The 18,427-nt window shown below is 47.9% G+C and carries 14 protein-coding genes; 13 read left to right on the top strand and 1 reads right to left on the bottom strand.

The window, feature by feature from the left end; all coding sequences use genetic code 11:
• Positions 1-46 precede the first annotated feature (46 nt).
• The gene (locus NC99_RS10360; RefSeq protein WP_053183355.1) at positions 47-1,063 is read right to left on the bottom strand and encodes a LacI family DNA-binding transcriptional regulator; all 1,017 of its coding nucleotides are present in this window, start codon (positions 1,061-1,063) and stop codon (positions 47-49) included.
• 188 nt (positions 1,064-1,251) lie between these two features.
• On the opposite strand from NC99_RS10360, the gene NC99_RS10365 reads away from it, so the two are divergent.
• The 13 genes from NC99_RS10365 to NC99_RS10430 form a co-directional block, all read left to right on the top strand.
• Positions 1,252-1,644 (top strand): L-rhamnose mutarotase, encoded by a 393-nt coding sequence (locus tag NC99_RS10365; RefSeq protein WP_053183357.1) that lies wholly within the window; start codon positions 1,252-1,254, stop codon positions 1,642-1,644.
• A 4-nt stretch (positions 1,645-1,648) separates the two neighbouring features.
• Entirely contained in the window at positions 1,649-2,689 is a 1,041-nt protein-coding gene (locus NC99_RS10370) for an aldo/keto reductase (protein WP_053183359.1), read from the top strand.
• 11 nt (positions 2,690-2,700) lie between these two features.
• Positions 2,701-3,531: an amidohydrolase family protein gene (locus tag NC99_RS10375; protein WP_053183362.1), complete on the top strand. Its 831-nt coding sequence runs from the start codon at positions 2,701-2,703 to the stop codon at positions 3,529-3,531.
• Between the two features lie 205 nt (positions 3,532-3,736).
• Positions 3,737-4,753: a zinc-binding alcohol dehydrogenase family protein gene (locus tag NC99_RS10380; protein ID WP_053183364.1), complete on the top strand. Its 1,017-nt coding sequence runs from the start codon at positions 3,737-3,739 to the stop codon at positions 4,751-4,753.
• Positions 4,754-5,248: 495 nt separating this feature from the next.
• On the top strand, positions 5,249-7,165 hold the full coding sequence (locus NC99_RS10385) for a glycoside hydrolase family 97 protein (protein WP_053183366.1): 1,917 nt from the start codon (positions 5,249-5,251) through the stop codon (positions 7,163-7,165).
• Positions 7,166-7,175: 10 nt separating this feature from the next.
• Positions 7,176-9,794, top strand: a complete 2,619-nt coding sequence (xyl3A, locus tag NC99_RS10390) for a xylan 1,4-beta-xylosidase (RefSeq protein WP_239684435.1) — start codon at positions 7,176-7,178, stop codon at positions 9,792-9,794.
• A 62-nt stretch (positions 9,795-9,856) separates the two neighbouring features.
• On the top strand, positions 9,857-10,954 hold the full coding sequence (locus NC99_RS10395) for an alpha/beta hydrolase-fold protein (protein WP_053183369.1): 1,098 nt from the start codon (positions 9,857-9,859) through the stop codon (positions 10,952-10,954).
• A gap of 6 nt (positions 10,955-10,960) precedes the next feature.
• Complete coding sequence (locus NC99_RS10400) at positions 10,961-12,127, top strand: alpha/beta hydrolase-fold protein (protein WP_053183372.1); 1,167 nt, start codon at positions 10,961-10,963, stop codon at positions 12,125-12,127.
• 2 nt (positions 12,128-12,129) lie between these two features.
• The gene (locus tag NC99_RS10405) at positions 12,130-13,317 is read left to right on the top strand and encodes an esterase (protein WP_053183373.1); all 1,188 of its coding nucleotides are present in this window, start codon (positions 12,130-12,132) and stop codon (positions 13,315-13,317) included.
• A gap of 10 nt (positions 13,318-13,327) precedes the next feature.
• The gene (locus NC99_RS10410) at positions 13,328-14,893 is read left to right on the top strand and encodes a carboxylesterase/lipase family protein (protein WP_053183375.1); all 1,566 of its coding nucleotides are present in this window, start codon (positions 13,328-13,330) and stop codon (positions 14,891-14,893) included.
• Between the two features lie 31 nt (positions 14,894-14,924).
• Complete coding sequence (locus tag NC99_RS22460) at positions 14,925-16,580, top strand: sialate O-acetylesterase (protein ID WP_239684436.1); 1,656 nt, start codon at positions 14,925-14,927, stop codon at positions 16,578-16,580.
• Positions 16,581-16,646: 66 nt separating this feature from the next.
• The gene (locus tag NC99_RS10425; RefSeq protein WP_239684437.1) at positions 16,647-17,999 is read left to right on the top strand and encodes a glycoside hydrolase family 43 protein; all 1,353 of its coding nucleotides are present in this window, start codon (positions 16,647-16,649) and stop codon (positions 17,997-17,999) included.
• 106 nt (positions 18,000-18,105) lie between these two features.
• The coding region (locus NC99_RS10430) for an alpha-L-fucosidase (protein ID WP_239684438.1) at positions 18,106-18,427 on the top strand (322 nt) is incomplete at its 3' end.

The raw sequence follows: 18,427 nt of genomic DNA on the forward strand, positions 1-18,427 counted from the left end.
TGAGGTGCTCAAATGGTTGCCCTTGACTGTTTTTCCCTTTGTCTTTCTACCTTGCCTTGTCCGACGATTCCCTTACAACCAGCCGGGTCTTTAGGGTCACTGTTTTGGGACTTTGTTTCGAGTTGAGTTGGTCGAAAAAAAGCCGTGCAGCTTCAACTCCCATTTCATAGGTCGGATGCGTGATGGAGGTGAGTGGCGGGTCAACCACCGTCGCGTGAAATTCGTCCGTAAAACCTACCAGTCCCATGTCGTTTGGAATTTGCAGTTGGTGTCGCTTGATTTCCTTCATGGCAGCAAAGGCTACCGTGTCGTTAATGCCAAAAACCGCGTCGGGTGGGTTGGGCAGGTTTAGCAGCCTGTTCATGGCCTGGCGAGCCGAGTCATGGCTGAGGTTGCACTGCTCAATCAAATCCGCATCAACAGGAAGCTGGCACGATTCCAGCCCGGCAATATATCCGGCCAGTCGTTCGCGTGAGATATTGAGCTGCTCCGGCCCTGAAATAAAAGCAATTCGTCGATAGCCCTGCTCTGCAAAATGCCGGGTAATCTTTTTCGAAGCATCGGTATTATCTGCCGTAACCGACGACACCTGGTCCTGCAAGCACACCCGGTCGAAGAATACCAGGGGAATGTTTTCGGCCAGCAAACTTTTAAAGTGGCTGGTTTCACGGGTTTCCTGACTCATGCAAATAATCAGGCCTTCGACCCGGGCTTTCAGCAAATTTTCAATCGATTCCTTTTCTTTTTCATACGACTCATTCGAGCTGGCCAGTAAAATAAAATAGCCTTTTTCTTTGGCAAAACTCTCAATACCGGCAATGATGGAAGCGTAAAAGTGGGTGACCAAATCGGGAACAATCACACCAATCATCCGGGTTTCCTGTTTCAATAATCCCATGGCCAGCGGGTTCGGACTGTATTTTCGGGCCAGAGCCAGTTGCTTCACTTTCTCTTTCATCTCGCGGCTGATATCCGGGTGGTCCTTCAATGCCCGCGAAACGGTTGAGATGGAAACCTTCAGTTCTCTGGCCAAATCTTTTAAGGAGGTGTGTCTGTTGCCCATGATTATTTGTATTCAACACAAAAATAGCTTTTTCTTTTGGTTGAAGTTTGGTCAGCCCATCTTGTGTTTAAGAACATTTTAATTTTTCCGCAAAGCTTTCCGCAAAGCTTTGCATGCAGATAGCTGGATATGTTGTCTTTAACAGAAGGGTGATTTATTGGATATTTACATCTATAATCCAACCTACGATGAAATTTAAACGCTATTGCAAAACGCTGCTGTTGGAAAATAATCCGCAGTTGATTGAAGCCTACAAAGAAGTTCATGCACCCGGAAATACCTGGCCCGAAATTGCGCTGGGAATGAAAGCAGTTGGCATTCTGGACATGGAAATTTACATCCACGAAAATCGCCTGTTTATGATTATGGACACGGTGGCCGATTTTGACCATGACCAGGCGATGACTGCGCTGGCCGGAATGCCGCAGCAATCGGAGTGGGAGGCTTTTGTATCCCGTTTTCAGGTGACCAGCAAAGAGGCCAGCGCCAACGAAAAATGGGTGCTGATGGAACGCATTTATGAGCTGGATCAGTCGGCGGAATATCAGGCAAAGGATGGGCAGCAAAAACAAATAAACTAACAGGATGAATTCAAGACAATTGGGAAGCTCAGGTATAACTTGTCCCCCGGTAATCTACGGAACAAGCTTCCTTGGAAATCTTTACCGCGAGTTGAGCGAAACGGAAAAGCTGGCCTTGATCCGCGAATGGTTCCGGGTGGCCGATGGCCGGGTGATGATTGATACAGCCGGTAAATACGGCGCTGGATTGGCCCTGGAGGTCATTGGGCAGGGGCTGCAAAAGCTGGGCATTACACCGGAACAAATCTCCATCAGCAACAAGCTGGGCTGGTATCGGGTGCCTTTAACCACGAAAGAGCCAACCTTTGAACCAGGCGCTTGGGCCAAGCTGAAATACGATGCCGTTCAGAAAATTAGCTACGACGGCATTCTGGAATGCTGGCAACAAGGTTGTGACCTTCTTGGCGGAAACTACAAACCCGAACTGGTATCGGTACATGACCCGGACGAATACCTGGAAGCCGCAAGCGATGAAGCCGACCGGAAACAACGCTTGAATGATGTGCTGGGCGCTTACCGTGCCTTGTTTGAACTGAAGGAAAAAGGTGAAGTAAAGGCTGTTGGCATTGGCTCAAAAGACTGGCTGGTGATTAAAGAACTTTATCAGCAAGTGAAATTCGACTGGGTGATGTTTGCCAATAAATTTACGATTTATCATCATCCGAAAGAGATTCTTGATTTTATGAAGCAGTTGCACGAAGATGGGGTGGGGATCATCAATTCGGCCATATTTAATGCCGGCTTTTTAACCGGTGGCGACTTTTTTGATTACCGGCTTGTTGATCCGCGAAGTGAGGCCGACCGACCTTTGTTTGACTGGCGAAACCGGTTTTTTGCCGTATGCCAAAATTTTGCAATTGAACCCGGCGATGCCTGCCTGAAGTTTGCCTTGTCGGCACCTCAGATTACAGCGGTTGCCCTCAATCCGAGCAAACCAAAACGAATGGCCCGCAACAAGGTCATTCTCGAAGAAACTTATCCGGCCGAGTTTTGGAAAACCCTGAAAAAGGCGGGAATTATTGATCCGGAGTATCCCTACTTGTAAATAGTTTAACGATGATTATTGATACACACCATCATTTTTGGAACTACAACCCGGTTGATTTTGACTGGATTGATGACGATATGGGTTCTATTCGAAAAAGTTTTCTTCCGAAGAATTTGAAAGAGACGATTTCGGGAACCGATGTGCAGGGCGTCGTTTCGGTACAGGCCCGGCAATGCCTGGAAGAAACCGACTGGCTGCTGAAAATGGCCCAAGCGCATGATTTTATCAAAGGCATTGTGGGCTGGCTGCCATTGGCTTCGGAACACATTCATCAGGTTTTGGAGCAATATTCCGGAAGTCCCTGGCTGAAGGGTGTCCGGCATGTGGTGCAGGGAGAACCTGATCCGGAGTTTATATTGGGAAAAGATTTTAACCGGGGAATTTCTGCTCTAAAAAATTACGGGCTGGTATACGATATCTTGATTTTTGAACATCAATTGCCCAACACGATCCGTTTTGTGGACCAGCATCCGCAACAGCAGTTTGTGGTCGATCATATTGCAAAACCCAAAATCAAGAAAAATGAAACAGAACCCTGGGCCAGAAATATGAAAGAGCTGGCCCGGCGCGACAATGTGAGCTGCAAAATCAGCGGCATGGTCACCGAAGCCGACTATAAAAGCTGGACCGAAGAGCAACTTCGTCCCTATTTCGAAGTGGTGCTCGACGCTTTTGGCCCTTCGCGCCTAATGTACGGATCTGATTGGCCGGTGTGCCTGGTCGCAACCAGCTACTCAGATTGGTTAAATCTTGTGAAGGACCTGTTGTCGGGTTTGAGTCCGGACGAACAGGAACAGATTTTCAGCAAAAACGCGAGGCATTTTTATCATCTGGATTGATTATTCCCGAGCAATCGGGACTCCCTGCGGTCGCTAGCATCTAACATTCCCGAGCAATCGGGACTCCCTACGGTCGCTAGCATCTAGTATCAAACATCTAGTATCAAGTATCAACTATCAAGAATCTAGTATCTAACATCAAGTATCAAGTATCAAGCATCAAGTATCAAGTATCAAGCATCAAGTTATCTAACATCAAACTATAATGAAAGCAATTGAAATAACACAAGCCGGTGAAATGAAGATGGTCGTTCGTGAGATGCCACAAACCGGTGCGGAAGATATTCTGTTAAAACTGAGCTATGTCGGACTGTGCGGCTCCGACTTAAGTACTTACCTGGGAAAAAATCCGCTGGTGCAATTTCCGCGGATTCCGGGACACGAAATTTCCGCAGTCATTGAAAGTGTGGGTGCCGAGGTGCCGGCTACTTTTCAGCCGGGGCAGCAGGTAACCGTGGTTCCTTATACCAATTGCGGAGAATGCAGCTCGTGTAAGCAAAAAAGGTTTAATGCCTGTCGTTACAATCAAACCCTGGGCGTTCAGCGCGACGGAGCCATGGCCGAATACCTGGCTGTTCCCTGGCAAAAAGTGTTGGCTGATGAACAGTTGTCAGCCGTTCAGCTGGCCCTGGTGGAACCACTGACTGTTGGATTTCACGCTGTGGACAACGGGAAGGTGACCGATTCGGATACGGTGGTTATTTTTGGCTGTGGCATGATTGGCAGTGGTGCGATTGTCCGAGCGCATTTGCGGGGTGCTAAAGTTGTGGCTGTTGACATTGACGATTCGAAACTGGAAGTTGCCAAACGGCTTGGAGCGGATCACGTCGTCAATTCAAAATCACAGAATTTGCATGAAGAGTTGCAGAAAATGACCGGCGGACATGGCCCATCGGTAGTTGTTGAGGCAGCCGGAAGTCCCTTTACCTACCAAGCTGCCATTGAAGAAGTGTCTTTTGCCGGGCGGGTCGTTTGTATTGGTTATGCGGGAAGCGATATTTCATTTGCCACCAAATTGTGGGTGCAGAAGGAATTGGAAATCCTTGGATCGCGCAATGCAAATCCATCTGACTTTGAGGCGGTAATCAAGTATTTGAAAAGCGGAAAACTGGATGAAAACTTGTTGGTGTCCAAAATTATCGCGCCAGAAGATGTTCCGGCAGCGGTCCAGGATTGGTCGGAAAATCACGGCAAAATTTTGAAGATCTTGGTGCAGTTTTAGGCACGAATGATAATCGGTCAACGCTGGATTCATGCCATGACATAAAACACCATTGTGTTTCATGAATTGATGTAATAACAATTTTCGTAGGCAATAATTGTCTGGAAAAACTGTATTTCCTGATCAAGTATCTAATTTTTATAATCATATATCTGAAATTAGAATCTTTGACTTCGACAATGCTTTAATTTTACAATCAAGAACCTAACGAAATGGCCGGTTTTTCAATTCATTACAGTTTGAATGAGGTGTTGAGAAGTTGATTTAGTGTGATTGAAGCAGCCTTTTTTATGACATCGAAATTGACGAAACAGCTTTGGTTGGATGAAACCGTAGAAAACTAAATTGTATTGATTATGAAACAGATCGTTCTTTCTCCTGTCTGGATTTTCGTGAAAATCATCACAATCAGAGGGCTGGCGGCCTTGTCTATACAATAAGCAAATTCGTGATGAATTAGAATGACTGTCAATGTATTTCCCAGTGATAAAAAAAATGAAAGCAAAACTATTCACAGCACTCTTCCTTCTGATTACGATTTCAGCAGTTTCTCAGAAGTTGACCGTAACGTCCCCAAATAAGAAAATAAGTGTCAACCTATTTCATGGACAGCAGGTTGACACAGGCGAATGGTATTTGAAGGTCAATTACCACGATGATCATCAGGTTTCAGAAATGATTCCCCGAGTTGATTTGGGATTGGTCAGAGAAGATCAGGATTTTTCAAAAGATCTTCAATTCCTGAAGGCGGGAAAACCTACGCTGATACAAGAAAACTATCGTGCCGTACATGGTAAACGCTCGCAATGTAGCAACGAAGCCAATGAAGTGGTCGTAGCGTTCGAAAATTCCGGCAAAGCCAAAATGAACCTCATTGTCAGGGCTTATAATGACGGGGTGGCTTTCCGGTACGAATTTCCCGAAAAAGAAGGTGTATTCACGATTCGGGACGAACTCACAGCTTATGTTGTGCCCGACACCACCGAACGCTGGCTGCAAAAGTTTGATCTTTCAAATGAAGGCTTATACAGCCACATGAAAGATGATCAAGTGCAACAAAACTGGAGTTATCCGGCGCTTTTCCGCCTTGGCGAAAGCCGGTATTGGTATCTTGTGCATGAGGCCGATGTGGACCGGGCCTACTGCGCCACAAAGCTCAGCAATTTGGGCGACCAATCTTCATACAAAGTGACCCTGCCTTATCCTCACGAAGGGGAAGCTGAGGCCTTGCCAACCATTAGCCTCCCCTGGAAATCGCCGTGGCGGGTCATTATTTTGGGCGGCTTGTCTGACATTGTTGAGTCAACCTTGATTGACGATATTTCTACTCCTGCCGTTTTACCGGATACCGATTGGATAAAACCGGGCAAGGTATCCTGGAACTACTGGTCGGACAACCACGGAACCCGCGACTTTCAAACTGTTTGTGAGTTCACCGATTTGGCTGCGACGATGGGTTGGCGGTACACGCTGTTCGACTGGGAGTGGGATGTTATGGCCAATGGCGGTAATGTTGAAGATGCAGCAAAGTACGCCCTTTCAAAAGGAGTTAAACCGCTTATTTGGTACAATTCAGGGATGTTTAAATGGATTACGGCAACCCCGGTTGATCGAATGAAAACCCACGAGAACAGAATGAAAGAGTTTGCCTGGTTGAAAGAACAGGGATTCGCGGGAGTAAAGATTGACTTTTTTCTCAGCGAAAAGCAGTATATGGTTGATTACTACCTGGATATTCTTGAAGACGCGGCCCAATTCGAACTGTTGGTTTATTTTCACGGATGCCTGGTCCCCCGCGGTTGGGCACGTACGTATCCGCACCTGATGACCTACGAGGGTGTTCGCGGCGCCGAATGGTACAACAACAACCCGGAGTTAACAAACACGGCTCCCGAGCATAATTCAGTTATGGCCTTTACCAGGAATGTCGTTGGTTCCATGGACTATACCCCGGTTACCTTCACCAATTCGCAGCATCCTCACATCACATCATATGGGCACGAATTAGCTCTTAGTGTGGTGTTCGAATCAGCGCTGCAACACCTGGCCGACCGTCCCGGGGGCTACGCGAATTTGCCCGATGCCGCCAAGTGGTTTTTAAAAGAAGTGCCTGCTGCTTGGGACGATACGAAATTTCTCGACGGCTTTCCTGGGCGCGATGTGATGATTGCCCGCCAAACCGGCGACTCCTGGTATATCGGAGGAATCAATTCAGAGAATAAGGAAAAGACCAAAACGATAAGCTTTGATTTTCTGAAAGCCGGACAGAAGTATAAACTGACACTCATTGCTGATGGAGAGCACGACAAGATGCTTTCTTCCAGGTATTTGGTAGTGGATAACTCCAGCAAGGTTGATGTGAAGTTACTCCGTAGGGGTGGCTTTGCGGCAAGCCTGAAGACGCTAAACTAAATGTAATGGTATGATGAGAACCAATTTTTTCTGCTTTACAAAGCAATTCGTTTTCGTACTGGGCATGCTTTGCACGCTGCAAGCTTTTGCCCAACAATATCCTTTTCAAAACCCAAACCTAAGTTTTGAAGAGCGTGCCGAAGATCTTATCTCCAGGTTGACACTCGAAGAAAAAGCCGCCCTGATGTGCGATCAAAGTGAAGCCATTCCACGTTTGGGAATTCGCAAGTTCAACTGGTGGAGCGAAGCACTCCACGGCTATGCTAACAACGACAGTGTAACCGTTTTTCCCGAACCGATTGGTATGGCCGCGTCGTTTAACGACGAATTACTTTACAATATCTTCAATGCGGTATCGGATGAAGGACGCGCGAAATACCACCAGCATCTCAGCCGTGGTAACGAGAACAAGCGCTTTCTCAGTCTTTCCGTGTGGACACCCAACGTGAACATCTTTCGCGATCCGCGCTGGGGACGTGGACAGGAAACCTACGGCGAAGATCCTTACCTCACGTCGCGCATGGGCGTGCAGGTGGTGAAAGGCTTGCAGGGGCCCGAGGATGCCAAATACCGTAAACTGCTGGCCTGTGCCAAACATTACGCTGTTCACTCAGGCCCCGAATGGAGCCGTCACGAACTGAACCTGAATGATGTAAGCCCGCGCTTGTTCCACGAAACCTACCTGCCTGCCTTTAAAGCTTTGGTGCAGGAAGCCGACGTGCGCCAGGTGATGTGTGCCTACCAGCGTTTAGACGATGAGCCCTGCTGTGGTAGCACCCGTTTGTTACAGCGCATCCTCCGCGATGAATGGGGTTTTCAGCACATCGTGGTGTCTGACTGCGGTGCCATTACCGATTTTTTCACCACGCACAATGTGTCATCAACGCCGGTGCATGCCGCAGCAAAAGGCGTGCTGGCCGGAACCGATGTGGAATGCGTGTGGGAAAATTATCCGTATAAAACCCTGCCCGAAGCCGTTGAGCGCGGTCTGATGAAGGAAGACGATATCGATAAAAGTTTGAAGCGCGTATTGATCGGTCGTTTTGAATTGGGCGATTTCGATGACGATGCCTTGGTGCCATGGGCCCAAATTCCGGCATCGGTCATCAACAGCGAGAAGCACCAGCAACTGGCCTATGAAATGGCCCAACAAAGCATGACCCTGCTTCAAAATAACCACAACATCCTGCCATTGTCCAAATCGGTTAAGAAAATTGCAGTGATTGGCCCCAATGCCAACGACGAGGAAATGTTGTGGGGCAACTATAACGGAACACCCATTGAAACCATTTCCATTCTTGAGGGCATCAAAACCAAGCTTTCGGATAAGAAGATATTTTACGACAAAGGCTGCGACCTGGTAGAGGACAAAGTGACCGAAAGCTATTTTTCACAGCTTTCATTCGAAGGAAAACCGGGATTTAAAGCCAGCTACTGGAACAATGCCGAACGTGAAGGACAGCCTGTGATTTCGCAGCAAATTAGTAGCTCCATCAAGAAAACCACTGCCGGACAACACGAGTTTGCCTCGGGCGTGAAACTTGAAGGATTTTCTGCCTTGTTCGAAGCCGAATTCATTCCGAAAAAAACAGAAGAATTGGTGTTCAAAGGCGGAGCAACCGGATATTTCGAATTGCTGGTCAACGGCGAGCAACTCCAGTATTACAACAACTGGAGAACCCTGCCTTCGCGCATTGCTTATCAATTTGAAGCCGGAAAAAAGTACAACATTGAAATTCGCTATGCTCAGCTCAACAACTGGCAAGCCAACATCGAACTTGATTTTGGGAAAGAAGTGGATGTTGATTATACCGCGTTGATCAATAAGCTAAAAGGCATTGAAACGGTGGTGTTCGTAGGCGGCCTTTCGGGCAAGCTCGAAGGTGAGGAAATGCCCGTTTCGTATCCCGGTTTCAAAGGTGGAGACCGCACCAATATTGAGTTACCTTTGGTTCAGCGAAATTGTCTGAAAGCCCTGAAAGCAGCCGGCAAAAAAGTGGTTTTTGTCAATTGTTCAGGATCGGCCATTGCCCTGGAACCTGAAGTTGAAACCTGCGATGCAATCCTTCAGGCCTGGTACGCAGGCGAACAGGGTGGAAAAGCAGTCGCCGATGTGCTGTTTGGCGACTATAATCCCTCTGGTAAATTGCCGCTTTCTTTCTATAAAAACTCCGATAAGCTGGGCGATTTCGAAGATTATTCAATGACCGACCGTACTTATCGTTACACAACCGATTATCTGTATCCTTTCGGCTTTGGATTGAGTTATACAACGTTTGAAATTGGCGATGCCACCATCAGTAAAGCGACCATCAAAGCCAACGAAAATACACAGTTGAGTATTCCTGTAAAAAATACCGGCAAACGTACCGGAACCGAGATTGTGCAGGTTTACATCCGCAAGGTGAACGATGTGGATGGTCCGCTGAAAACATTGCGTGGTTTCCAACGGCTTGAACTGGCGGCCGGAAAATCACAAAGAGCAACCATCGAATTGACACCTTCGGCCTTTGAATTCTACGACTGGAGCGAACGGAAAATGGCCGTAACACCCGGCGAGTACGATGTGTTTTATGGAAACAGTTCGGATAAAAATGATTTAAAGCAACTAAGCGTAAAAATTGAATAATACTTTTTAAAAAGTGAAACAAGGCTGAAAGGCTCAATAATAATAACCTAACTATTTGAAAGATGAAAAAGATAAAACAAATCTCCTTATTGATTGTGTTGTGTGTTTTTGTTTCGATAAACACAAGCGCACAGGTGGTCGAAGACTTCCAACCGTCGCCGGTGAACCAGCCCGGAAGTGCTTACCCACAGGTGAATTCCGAAGGGCGGGTGAGAACACAAATTATGGCTCCCGATGCCAAATACGTTCAGCTCGACATTGGCGGGGTAAAATACGACATGGTGAAAGATGAAGACGGTTTGTGGACCGGTGAATCTGCTCCGCAGGATGTCGGTTTTCACTACTACCAGCTAAATATCGACGGGGCTTCGGTTCCCGATCCGGGCAGCTTATTCTTTTACGGAGCCTGCCGTTATGGAAGTGGCATTGAAGTTCCTTCGGACGATCAGGATATTTTTGCCAAGAAGGATGTTCCGCACGGGCACGTGCACGAAATTTATTTCCCTTCGGAAAGTACCCAAACTGATCGCCGGGCCTATGTTTACACCCCTCCGGGTTACGACAGGGAGTCGTCGGAGCAATATCCGGTATTGTACCTTCAGCATGGCTATTGCGAAAACGAAACATCGTGGCCCATCCAGGGGCGTGCCAACTTCATTATGGACAACCTGATTGCTGAAGGAAAAGCTACGCCTTTCATCATCGTGATGACTTATGGCATGACCAACGAAATCAGCTTTGGCGGCCTGCGCAATTTCGACATCAAACCTTTTCAGACCGTGCTCGTTGACGAACTGATTCCATACGTTGATGCAAACTTCCGCACTTTAGCCGACCAGGAGCACCGTGCCATGGCAGGTCTTTCGATGGGCGGTTTTGAAACCAGGCTGATTACCCTGAACCGGCCCGATGTATTTTCGCATTATGGCCTTTTCAGTGGCGGTGTGTACAAGTCGGAAGAACTGGCCGATCATAAAAACCTGAAGCTTGTGTTCATGAGTTGTGGAAGCAAGGAACGTCCCGATGGTGTTAAAAGCGCAGCTACAGAATTGAAAACTGCCGGATTTAATGCGGTGTCCTACATTTCGGAAGGAACGGCCCACGAATTTCACACCTGGCGGCGCAGCCTGCATCAAATGGCTCAATTGCTTTTCAAATAATAGAAGATGAAACACTTTTTATTGATATTGGCATTGTTTGTTTTGTCAGCGACCAACCTTGTTTTGGCCCAAACGAGCAAAGCAATCGAAGATTTTAAACCGTCGGAAGTCAACCAGCCGGGAAAAGCGTTTCCGCAGGTGAATTCCGAGGGTCGTGTCCGGGCACAGATTTCGGCACCCGAAGCAAAGCTGGTTCAACTCGACATTGGCGGGGTAAAGTACGACATGGTGAAAGATGAAGACGGCGTGTGGACCGGCGAATCGGCACCGCAAGACGAAGGTTTTCACTATTATCAACTCAATATCGACGGCGCATCGGTTCCCGACCCCGGTACCAAATTCTTTTATGGTGCGGGCCGATGGGGCAGTGGCATTGAAATTCCGGCACACGACCGCGATTTTTACGCCATGAAAGAGGTACCCCACGGACTGGTGAGCGAACTGAATTATTTCTCACCGCTGACCCAATCGTTCAGGCGTTGCTTTGTTTATACCCCGCCCGGCTATGAAACGAGCACTGATCAACGCTACCCGGTACTTTACCTTCAACACGGAAGTTTTGAAGACGAGACTGGCTGGCCCGGCCAGGGCAAAGCCAACCTGATCCTTGACAATCTGATTGCTGAAAAGAAAGCTGTGCCTATGATTATCGTCATGGACAATGGCTACGCTTATGAACCGCATGAAAATTCCGATGGAAATTCGCGTCCGGTTTCGGTATTTGAAGAAGTGATGATATCGGAAATCATCCCGATGATTGATGCCAGATTCCGCACCATTCTCGATCGCAAACACCGCGCCATAGCCGGTTTGTCGATGGGCGCCAATCAAACCATGCGCATCATCATGAACAACCTGGGGGTGTTTTCAAATTATGGTGGCTTTAGCGGCACGTCCAATTACCCAAGTTCCAGCGAAATTGATCCGGCAACTTTTCTCGACGGAAAATTCGACGATGGAAAAAAAGTGAATGAGCAGATCGATGTTTTCTGGTTGGGCTTGGGAACCAAAGAACCGGAGCCTTTCCCGGGTTCCGTCGGTGCCTTCCGGAAGATGCTTGAAAAACAGGGGATAGAATACGTGTATTACGAATCGCCTGAAACAGCCCACGAATGGCAAACCTGGCGCAGATCGCTGCATGAATATGCACAACGCTTGTTTAAAAAGAATTGATCATGAAAAAAATCTTTGCATGTATTTTAGGTCTTCTGTGGATATCGCCTTTTGTATCGAAAGGTCAGCAGGCCAACGTCAATCTCGATTACAAACCACAGAAGAACACTGAAGGCCTGACCCCCTTCAGCGCTCCGCTGAATTCGCCCGAAGTGCACGATGACCGAACGGTAACTTTCAGAGTGAAAGCGCCCAATGCCGAATTGGTTGAACTAAACCCGGGGGCAATCCATACTGCGCTGGACCTGGGGCGTGAACCGCTGCCGTTTACAAAAGGAGAGGAGGGCATCTGGACCCTGACCATTGGTCCGTTGCCGGTCGATATGTATGCTTATCATATACGAATTGACGGGGTGCAGGTGGCTGACCCCAGCAATACTTATGCTGCTTTTACGGCCATGCCGCCCTACAGTCAGTTGGTTGTACACGGTGACGGCCCGGCCTGGTACGATGCGCAAAATGTTCCGCATGGAAATGTCACCCGCCATGTTTATCATTCGGAAGTAAGCAAGGGTGAACGTGAGCTCTATGTGTACACGCCTCCGGGCTATGATCCGAAAAAGAACTATCCGGTTTTGTATTTACTGGGCGGTAGCGGCGAACTTCCCTCGAACTGGGTGTACGATGGAAGGGTAAATTTCATCATGGACAACCTGTTGGCGGAAGGAAAAGCCGAACCCATGATCATTGCGCTTCCCAACAACCAGATCATTCACCGGAATCATCCGCAACACGCTGAGCTGACTTTCGATCTTTTTGAGAAGGAACTTCGTGAAGCGGTCATTCCGTTGGTCGATGAAAGTTACAGCACGATCCAATCGCCCAAAGGAAGGGCCATTTCGGGATTGTCGATGGGTGGTCGCCACAGCATGTTTATCGGCTTTCGTTCGCTTGATTTGTTTGCCAATTTTGGTATCCTCAGTGCCGGCGATGTAACCGCCGAAACAACCTTGAAAAGCTTTTTAAATGATCCTAAAGTCAACGAGAAGGTCGATTACCTATTTGTTGGACAAGGCACGAAAGAAGCGCAGGGCTTTTTTAATCAACGGGTTCAGGGACTGATCGAAGCCATAGACAATCATGATATTGAGCATGAATATTACGTAGGTGGACATGGCGGGCACGACTGGTCTACCTGGCGACACCTTTTGTATTACCGTTTTCTTCCTAACCTTTGGAAAAAGAATTAAAACTGAAAAAATGAAACCTATCAACTTTTTACTAATCGCTTTCTTGGTACTTTCTATCAGTGCCTGCACCCAACTTCAACCTGGACAGGTGAAGGTTGAAGGCGGAATCATTCAAGGAACCCTTACCGATGATTTAGGCATTTACAAAGGCATTCCCTTTGCGGCACCGCCTGTGGGCGAACTACGCTGGAAAGCGCCGCAACCGGTAGAACCCTGGGAAGGCGTAAAGCAAACCACCGACTACGCACCCGCACCCATGCAGGGTGGAAACCCGGTATCAGGAAAAAGCGAGGATTGCCTCTACCTGAACGTGTGGACACCTGCCAAAGCTGCAAACGAGAAGTTGCCGGTTTTGGTCTGGATCTACGGCGGTGGCTTCAGTTTTGGCTCCACCTCCGATCCGGTTCACAATGGCGAGCACCTGGCCCGCAAAGGCGTAGTGCTGGTAAGTATTGCCTACCGTGTGGGACAACTGGGATTTCTGGCGCATCCCGAATTGAGTGCCGAAAGCCCCAATGAAGTTTCGGGCAACTATGGTTTGCTCGACCAAATTGCCGGTCTTCAGTGGATACAGAACAACATCGCAGCCTTTGGCGGCGACCCGGATCAAGTGACTATTTTTGGTGAATCGGCCGGTGGGATCGCCGTGAGCATGTTGTGTGCTTCGCCCCTGGCAAAAGGCCTGTTCCACGGGGCTATTTCACAAAGTGGCGGCTCTTTTGGTCCAACCCGGCCCACCACTTATCCGGGCGAAAACATGAAAACCCTTGAGCAAGCCGAGCAGGATGGCCTTGAATATGTTAAAGGTTTTGGACTTTCGAACGTGGAAGAACTTCGGAAACTTGAGGCTGAAAAGCTCATTCCCCAGGGATGGACCATGCCCGGCGGCTGGCCCATTGTGGATGGCTATGTCATTCCCGATGATCAGTTCAAATTGTACGAAGCTGGAAATTACAACGATGTGCCGGTGCTCATCGGCTACAACTCCGACGAGGGCCTGAGTTTTCCGGCAGGGCGAACACCACAGGAATATATCGACAATGTAAAAAAACGTTTCGGTCCTTATGCCGATTCGTTGATACAGGCTTATCCGGTAGGTGAAAGCAGCGTGCCCCGCACAGCCCGCAACCTGATGCGCGATGCGGCTTTTGGCTGGCATACCTGGAGCTGGGCAAGGCTTCAATCTCAAACAGGGAAATCCGATGTGTATCTGTATTATTTCGACCAGCATCCCGAACGCTCCGCAGATTCACCCCAGGCTGACCATGGCACACCTCACGGGGTAGATGTACCTTTTGTGTTTATGAATCTCGATCCGAAAAATCCAAATATAAGCGAAGCCGATTTATCCATTTCGGAAACCATGGGGAGCTATTGGACCAATTTTGCCAAATACGGTCACCCCAATGGCGATGGGCTAACGAAATGGCCTGCTTTCAGCGAGGTGAATCCGGCAGTCATGTATCTCGGGCCCAAGGCCTATTTAGGCCCCGTGCCCGATGAAGCATCCCTTCAGGTACTAGACAACTATTATCGATGGAGGCGTTCTTCCGAAGGGAAAGAATGGGCTCAATAAAATTATGCACTAAACGCTAAATCTATTTGCTATGAATAAATTCAAATTGCTTGTTTTGACCATGCTGCTGTTGTCCGGCTTATCAGTCTTTTCACAAAACCCCGATTTTCACATCTACCTGTGTTTTGGCCAGTCGAACATGGCAGGGGCAGCCCGGGCTGAAGCACAGGATTCAATCGTGGATGCCCGTTTTCAAATGATGGGCGCCATGGATTGCCCTGACAAAGGAAGGGAAATGGGAAGCTGGTACACGGCCACTCCGCCACTTTGCGATTGCAATGCTGGCATTTCGCCCGCCGATTATTTTGGCCGCACACTCATCGAAAATTTACCATCAAACGTAAAAGTTGGCGTCATCAATGTTTCGGTTGGTGGTTGCCGAATTGAATTGTTCGATAAAGAAAACTATCAATCGTATGTTGAAACAGCCCCCGACTGGATGCTGGGGTGGATAAAAAATTATGGCGGTAATCCTTATGGCCGGCTGGTCGAAATGGCCAAACTGGCACAAAAGGATGGCGTGATCAAAGGCATTTTGATGCACCAGGGAGAATCGAACCCAAACGATTCGCTTTGGACTCAAAAGGTGAAAGCCATTTACGACAACTTAATGATCGATTTGAAGCTCGATCCAACGAAAACTCCTTTGCTGGCCGGTGAACTGTTAAGTGCTGAATTCGATGGGAAATGTGCCGGGTTCAATCAGTTCATTGCACAGTTGCCCGCAGCCATTACAAATTCCCATGTTATTTCTTCGGAAGGATGCCCCGGAAAGCCTGATGGTTTACATTTTACTGCCGAAGGTTACCGGATTTTGGGTAAACGCTATGGTGAAAAAATGCTTTCATTGCTCGGTGAGAATCAAGCAGGTTTAATTCAACGGGTGGTTGAGGATGGTGGAACCGGTGCCTACAAAGCAATCATGTACACCGATAACAGCCTGCCCACCCACACGGTGTTCCGTCCCGATGACCTGAGTGTTTTCGGGAAGAAAAACCAATTGCCAATTATTGTCTGGGGAAATGGAGCCTGTGCCAATTCACCATGGGAACACGTCAACTTTTTATCCGAAGTGGCTTCGCATGGTTTTCTCACCATTGCCATTGGGCCTATGCCACAAGAAGGCGAGCGCGGTGCCGGACGATCAACATCGTCGCAACTGACCGATGCCATCGATTGGGCCATTGCCCAAAACAGCGACGAATCGAGCATCTTTTTTGGGAAAATTGACATCTCAAAGATCGCGGTTAGTGGCATGTCGTGTGGCGGTTTACAAACCCTTGAAGTGGCGCCCGATCCGCGTGTTACAACTGCGGTGGTTTGCAACAGTGGCATCATAGGAGATGGAGGCGGTATGCCTGGCATGCCTGGTTTAACCAAAGACCACCTGGCCAAATTGCACAGCCCAATCCTCTATTTGCTTGGAGGCGAATCGGATATTGCCTACAAAAACGGGATGGACGACTATAAGCGAATCAACCATGTTCCGGTATTTGTTGCCAATATGGATGTTGGACATGGCGGAACTTACCGTCAGCCTCACGGCGGCGAGTTTGCCAAAGTAGCTACTGCCTGGTACAAATGGCAATTGAAAGGCGACATGAAAGCCGGCAAATTGTTTACCGGAAATTCACCCGAGCTGTCTCAATCGTCCGTTTGGACCGTTGATAAGAAGAATTTGCCTTAGGACTGGCAGAACGAATAAAGAATATTGAAAATCAATAAATAAAATCAGATGATAAATAGAATTCTTATGTCATTGGTACTCGTTTCATTATTGCCAATGATTGGTTTAGCTCAAAATCCCATCGTACAAACTTATTTTACAGCCGATCCGGCACCGATGGTGCACAACGGTAGGGTTTACGTGTACACTTCGCATGACGAAGATGAAACAGTCGATAATTTTTTCACCATGTACGACTGGCGTTGCTATTCATCGGCCGATATGGTCAATTGGACCGACCACGGCGCAGTGGCTTCGCTGAACGATTTTGTGTGGTCAGGCAAAACCAATGGGGCCTGGGCGCCACAATGCATTGAACGGAATGGCAAGTTTTATCTCTATGTGCCAATACATGGCGATGGAGTCGCGGTGCTGGTCGCTGATTCTCCCACCGGGCCATTTCACGATCCGCTGGGTAAGCGCTTAATTGATGGTGAGAATATTTGGCACGATATTGATCCGACTGTCATGATTGACGATGATGGCCAAGCCTATTTATACTGGGGAAATCCGGTTCTTTCCTATGTCAAGCTAAACGAAGACATGATTTCATATGACCGTAGCATCGGCAAAAATGGCATTGTTGGAATTGAAATGACCCCCGAAGCTTTTGGATCACAGGAGGGACGAGACGGGAAAAAACGTGCTTCGTATACCGAGGGCCCTTGGATTTACAAACGCGATAAGCTGTACTACCTGATTTATGCGGCAGCTGGAATTCCTGAGTATATTGCCTATTCCACATCACCCACTGCCGAAGGCCCCTGGACGTATCAAGGTTTTATCATGGAAAGGGCCGATCACCTCGCTTTTACCAATCATGCGGGAGTGGTCGATTTTAAGAACAATTCCTATTTCTTCTATCACGACCAGGCTTTGTCAGAAGGCCAGGGTTTCAAACGGTCAGTAAGTGTGGAGCAATTTGAGTACAATGCAGATGGCACAATTCCGCTGATTCTGCCCACCAAGGAGGGCGTGACAGAAAGCGTCTCCAATCTGAATCCCTTTCAAAAAGTGGAAGCCGAAACCATAGCCTGGTCCGAGGGCGTTAAAACAGGTTCCGACACCAGGGCCGGTATTTACGTCACGAATATCGATAACGGCGATTTTATTAAAGTGCGCAGCGTCGATTTCGGGAAAGGTGCCAAAAAATTCGAGGTCAGTGCTGCTGCGTTGGCTGGAGGACAAATTGAGATTCGGCTGGATGGTAAAGATGGCTTATTACTAGGTACTTGTGAAATAAAAGATACCGGCGAAGTCAATGCCTGGAAAACGTTCACTGCAAAAGTGAGTAAACAGAAAGGCATCCACGATTTATATTTTATTTTTAAAGGTGGGGAAGGTGACTTGTTTAACTTGAATCATTGGAAGTTTAATTAGTCGTTCAAATACCGCTGGTCATTTCGAGTGAAGTGGCATCAATACAAAGAAAATATGCCGGGAATAATCGGTGAGCAATGAACTGGAAATCTTAAGATTGTAGATCATGAATAGAAAATTGAAACGAATCCTGTTGATGGCCTGTGCCTTGCCGGTAGTCATTTCATGCAACAGCAAGTCCCAGTCGAAAAAAGAGGCAGTGGAAGCGAGGTTTGAAGAAACCTGGGAATCTCTGGCAACGGTTAACCGGGAGCCGGAGTGGTTTAAAGACGCCAAGTTTGGAATTTACTTTCACTGGGGATTATATAGCGTTCCGGCTTATGATAATGAGTGGTACCCTCGTTGGATGTATGTTCCGGGACGTGACGGCTGGGGCGGAACGGTATTTGACCATCACGAAAAAACCTACGGGCCCTTAAGCGAATTCA

The organism is Sunxiuqinia dokdonensis, assembly GCF_001270965.1.
GTDB classification, from domain to species: Bacteria; Bacteroidota; Bacteroidia; order Bacteroidales; family Prolixibacteraceae; genus Sunxiuqinia; species Sunxiuqinia dokdonensis.

Excerpts from the sequence above, each read along its gene's own strand:
- NC99_RS10410 (WP_053183375.1), top strand. The coding sequence starts at position 13,328 with ATGAAACCTATCAACTTTTTACTAATCGCTTTCTTGGTACTTTCTATC.
- NC99_RS10360 (WP_053183355.1), bottom strand. The coding sequence starts at position 1,063 with ATGGGCAACAGACACACCTCCTTAAAAGATTTGGCCAGAGAACTGAAG.
- NC99_RS10425 (WP_239684437.1), top strand. The coding sequence starts at position 16,647 with ATGTCATTGGTACTCGTTTCATTATTGCCAATGATTGGTTTAGCTCAA.
- NC99_RS10370 (WP_053183359.1), top strand. The coding sequence starts at position 1,649 with ATGAATTCAAGACAATTGGGAAGCTCAGGTATAACTTGTCCCCCGGTA.
- NC99_RS10385 (WP_053183366.1), top strand. The coding sequence starts at position 5,249 with ATGAAAGCAAAACTATTCACAGCACTCTTCCTTCTGATTACGATTTCA.
- xyl3A (WP_239684435.1), top strand. The coding sequence starts at position 7,176 with ATGATGAGAACCAATTTTTTCTGCTTTACAAAGCAATTCGTTTTCGTA.
- NC99_RS10395 (WP_053183369.1), top strand. The coding sequence starts at position 9,857 with ATGAAAAAGATAAAACAAATCTCCTTATTGATTGTGTTGTGTGTTTTT.
- NC99_RS10375 (WP_053183362.1), top strand. The coding sequence starts at position 2,701 with ATGATTATTGATACACACCATCATTTTTGGAACTACAACCCGGTTGAT.
- NC99_RS10380 (WP_053183364.1), top strand. The coding sequence starts at position 3,737 with ATGAAAGCAATTGAAATAACACAAGCCGGTGAAATGAAGATGGTCGTT.
- NC99_RS10400 (WP_053183372.1), top strand. The coding sequence starts at position 10,961 with ATGAAACACTTTTTATTGATATTGGCATTGTTTGTTTTGTCAGCGACC.
- NC99_RS10365 (WP_053183357.1), top strand. The coding sequence starts at position 1,252 with ATGAAATTTAAACGCTATTGCAAAACGCTGCTGTTGGAAAATAATCCG.
- NC99_RS22460 (WP_239684436.1), top strand. The coding sequence starts at position 14,925 with ATGAATAAATTCAAATTGCTTGTTTTGACCATGCTGCTGTTGTCCGGC.
- NC99_RS10405 (WP_053183373.1), top strand. The coding sequence starts at position 12,130 with ATGAAAAAAATCTTTGCATGTATTTTAGGTCTTCTGTGGATATCGCCT.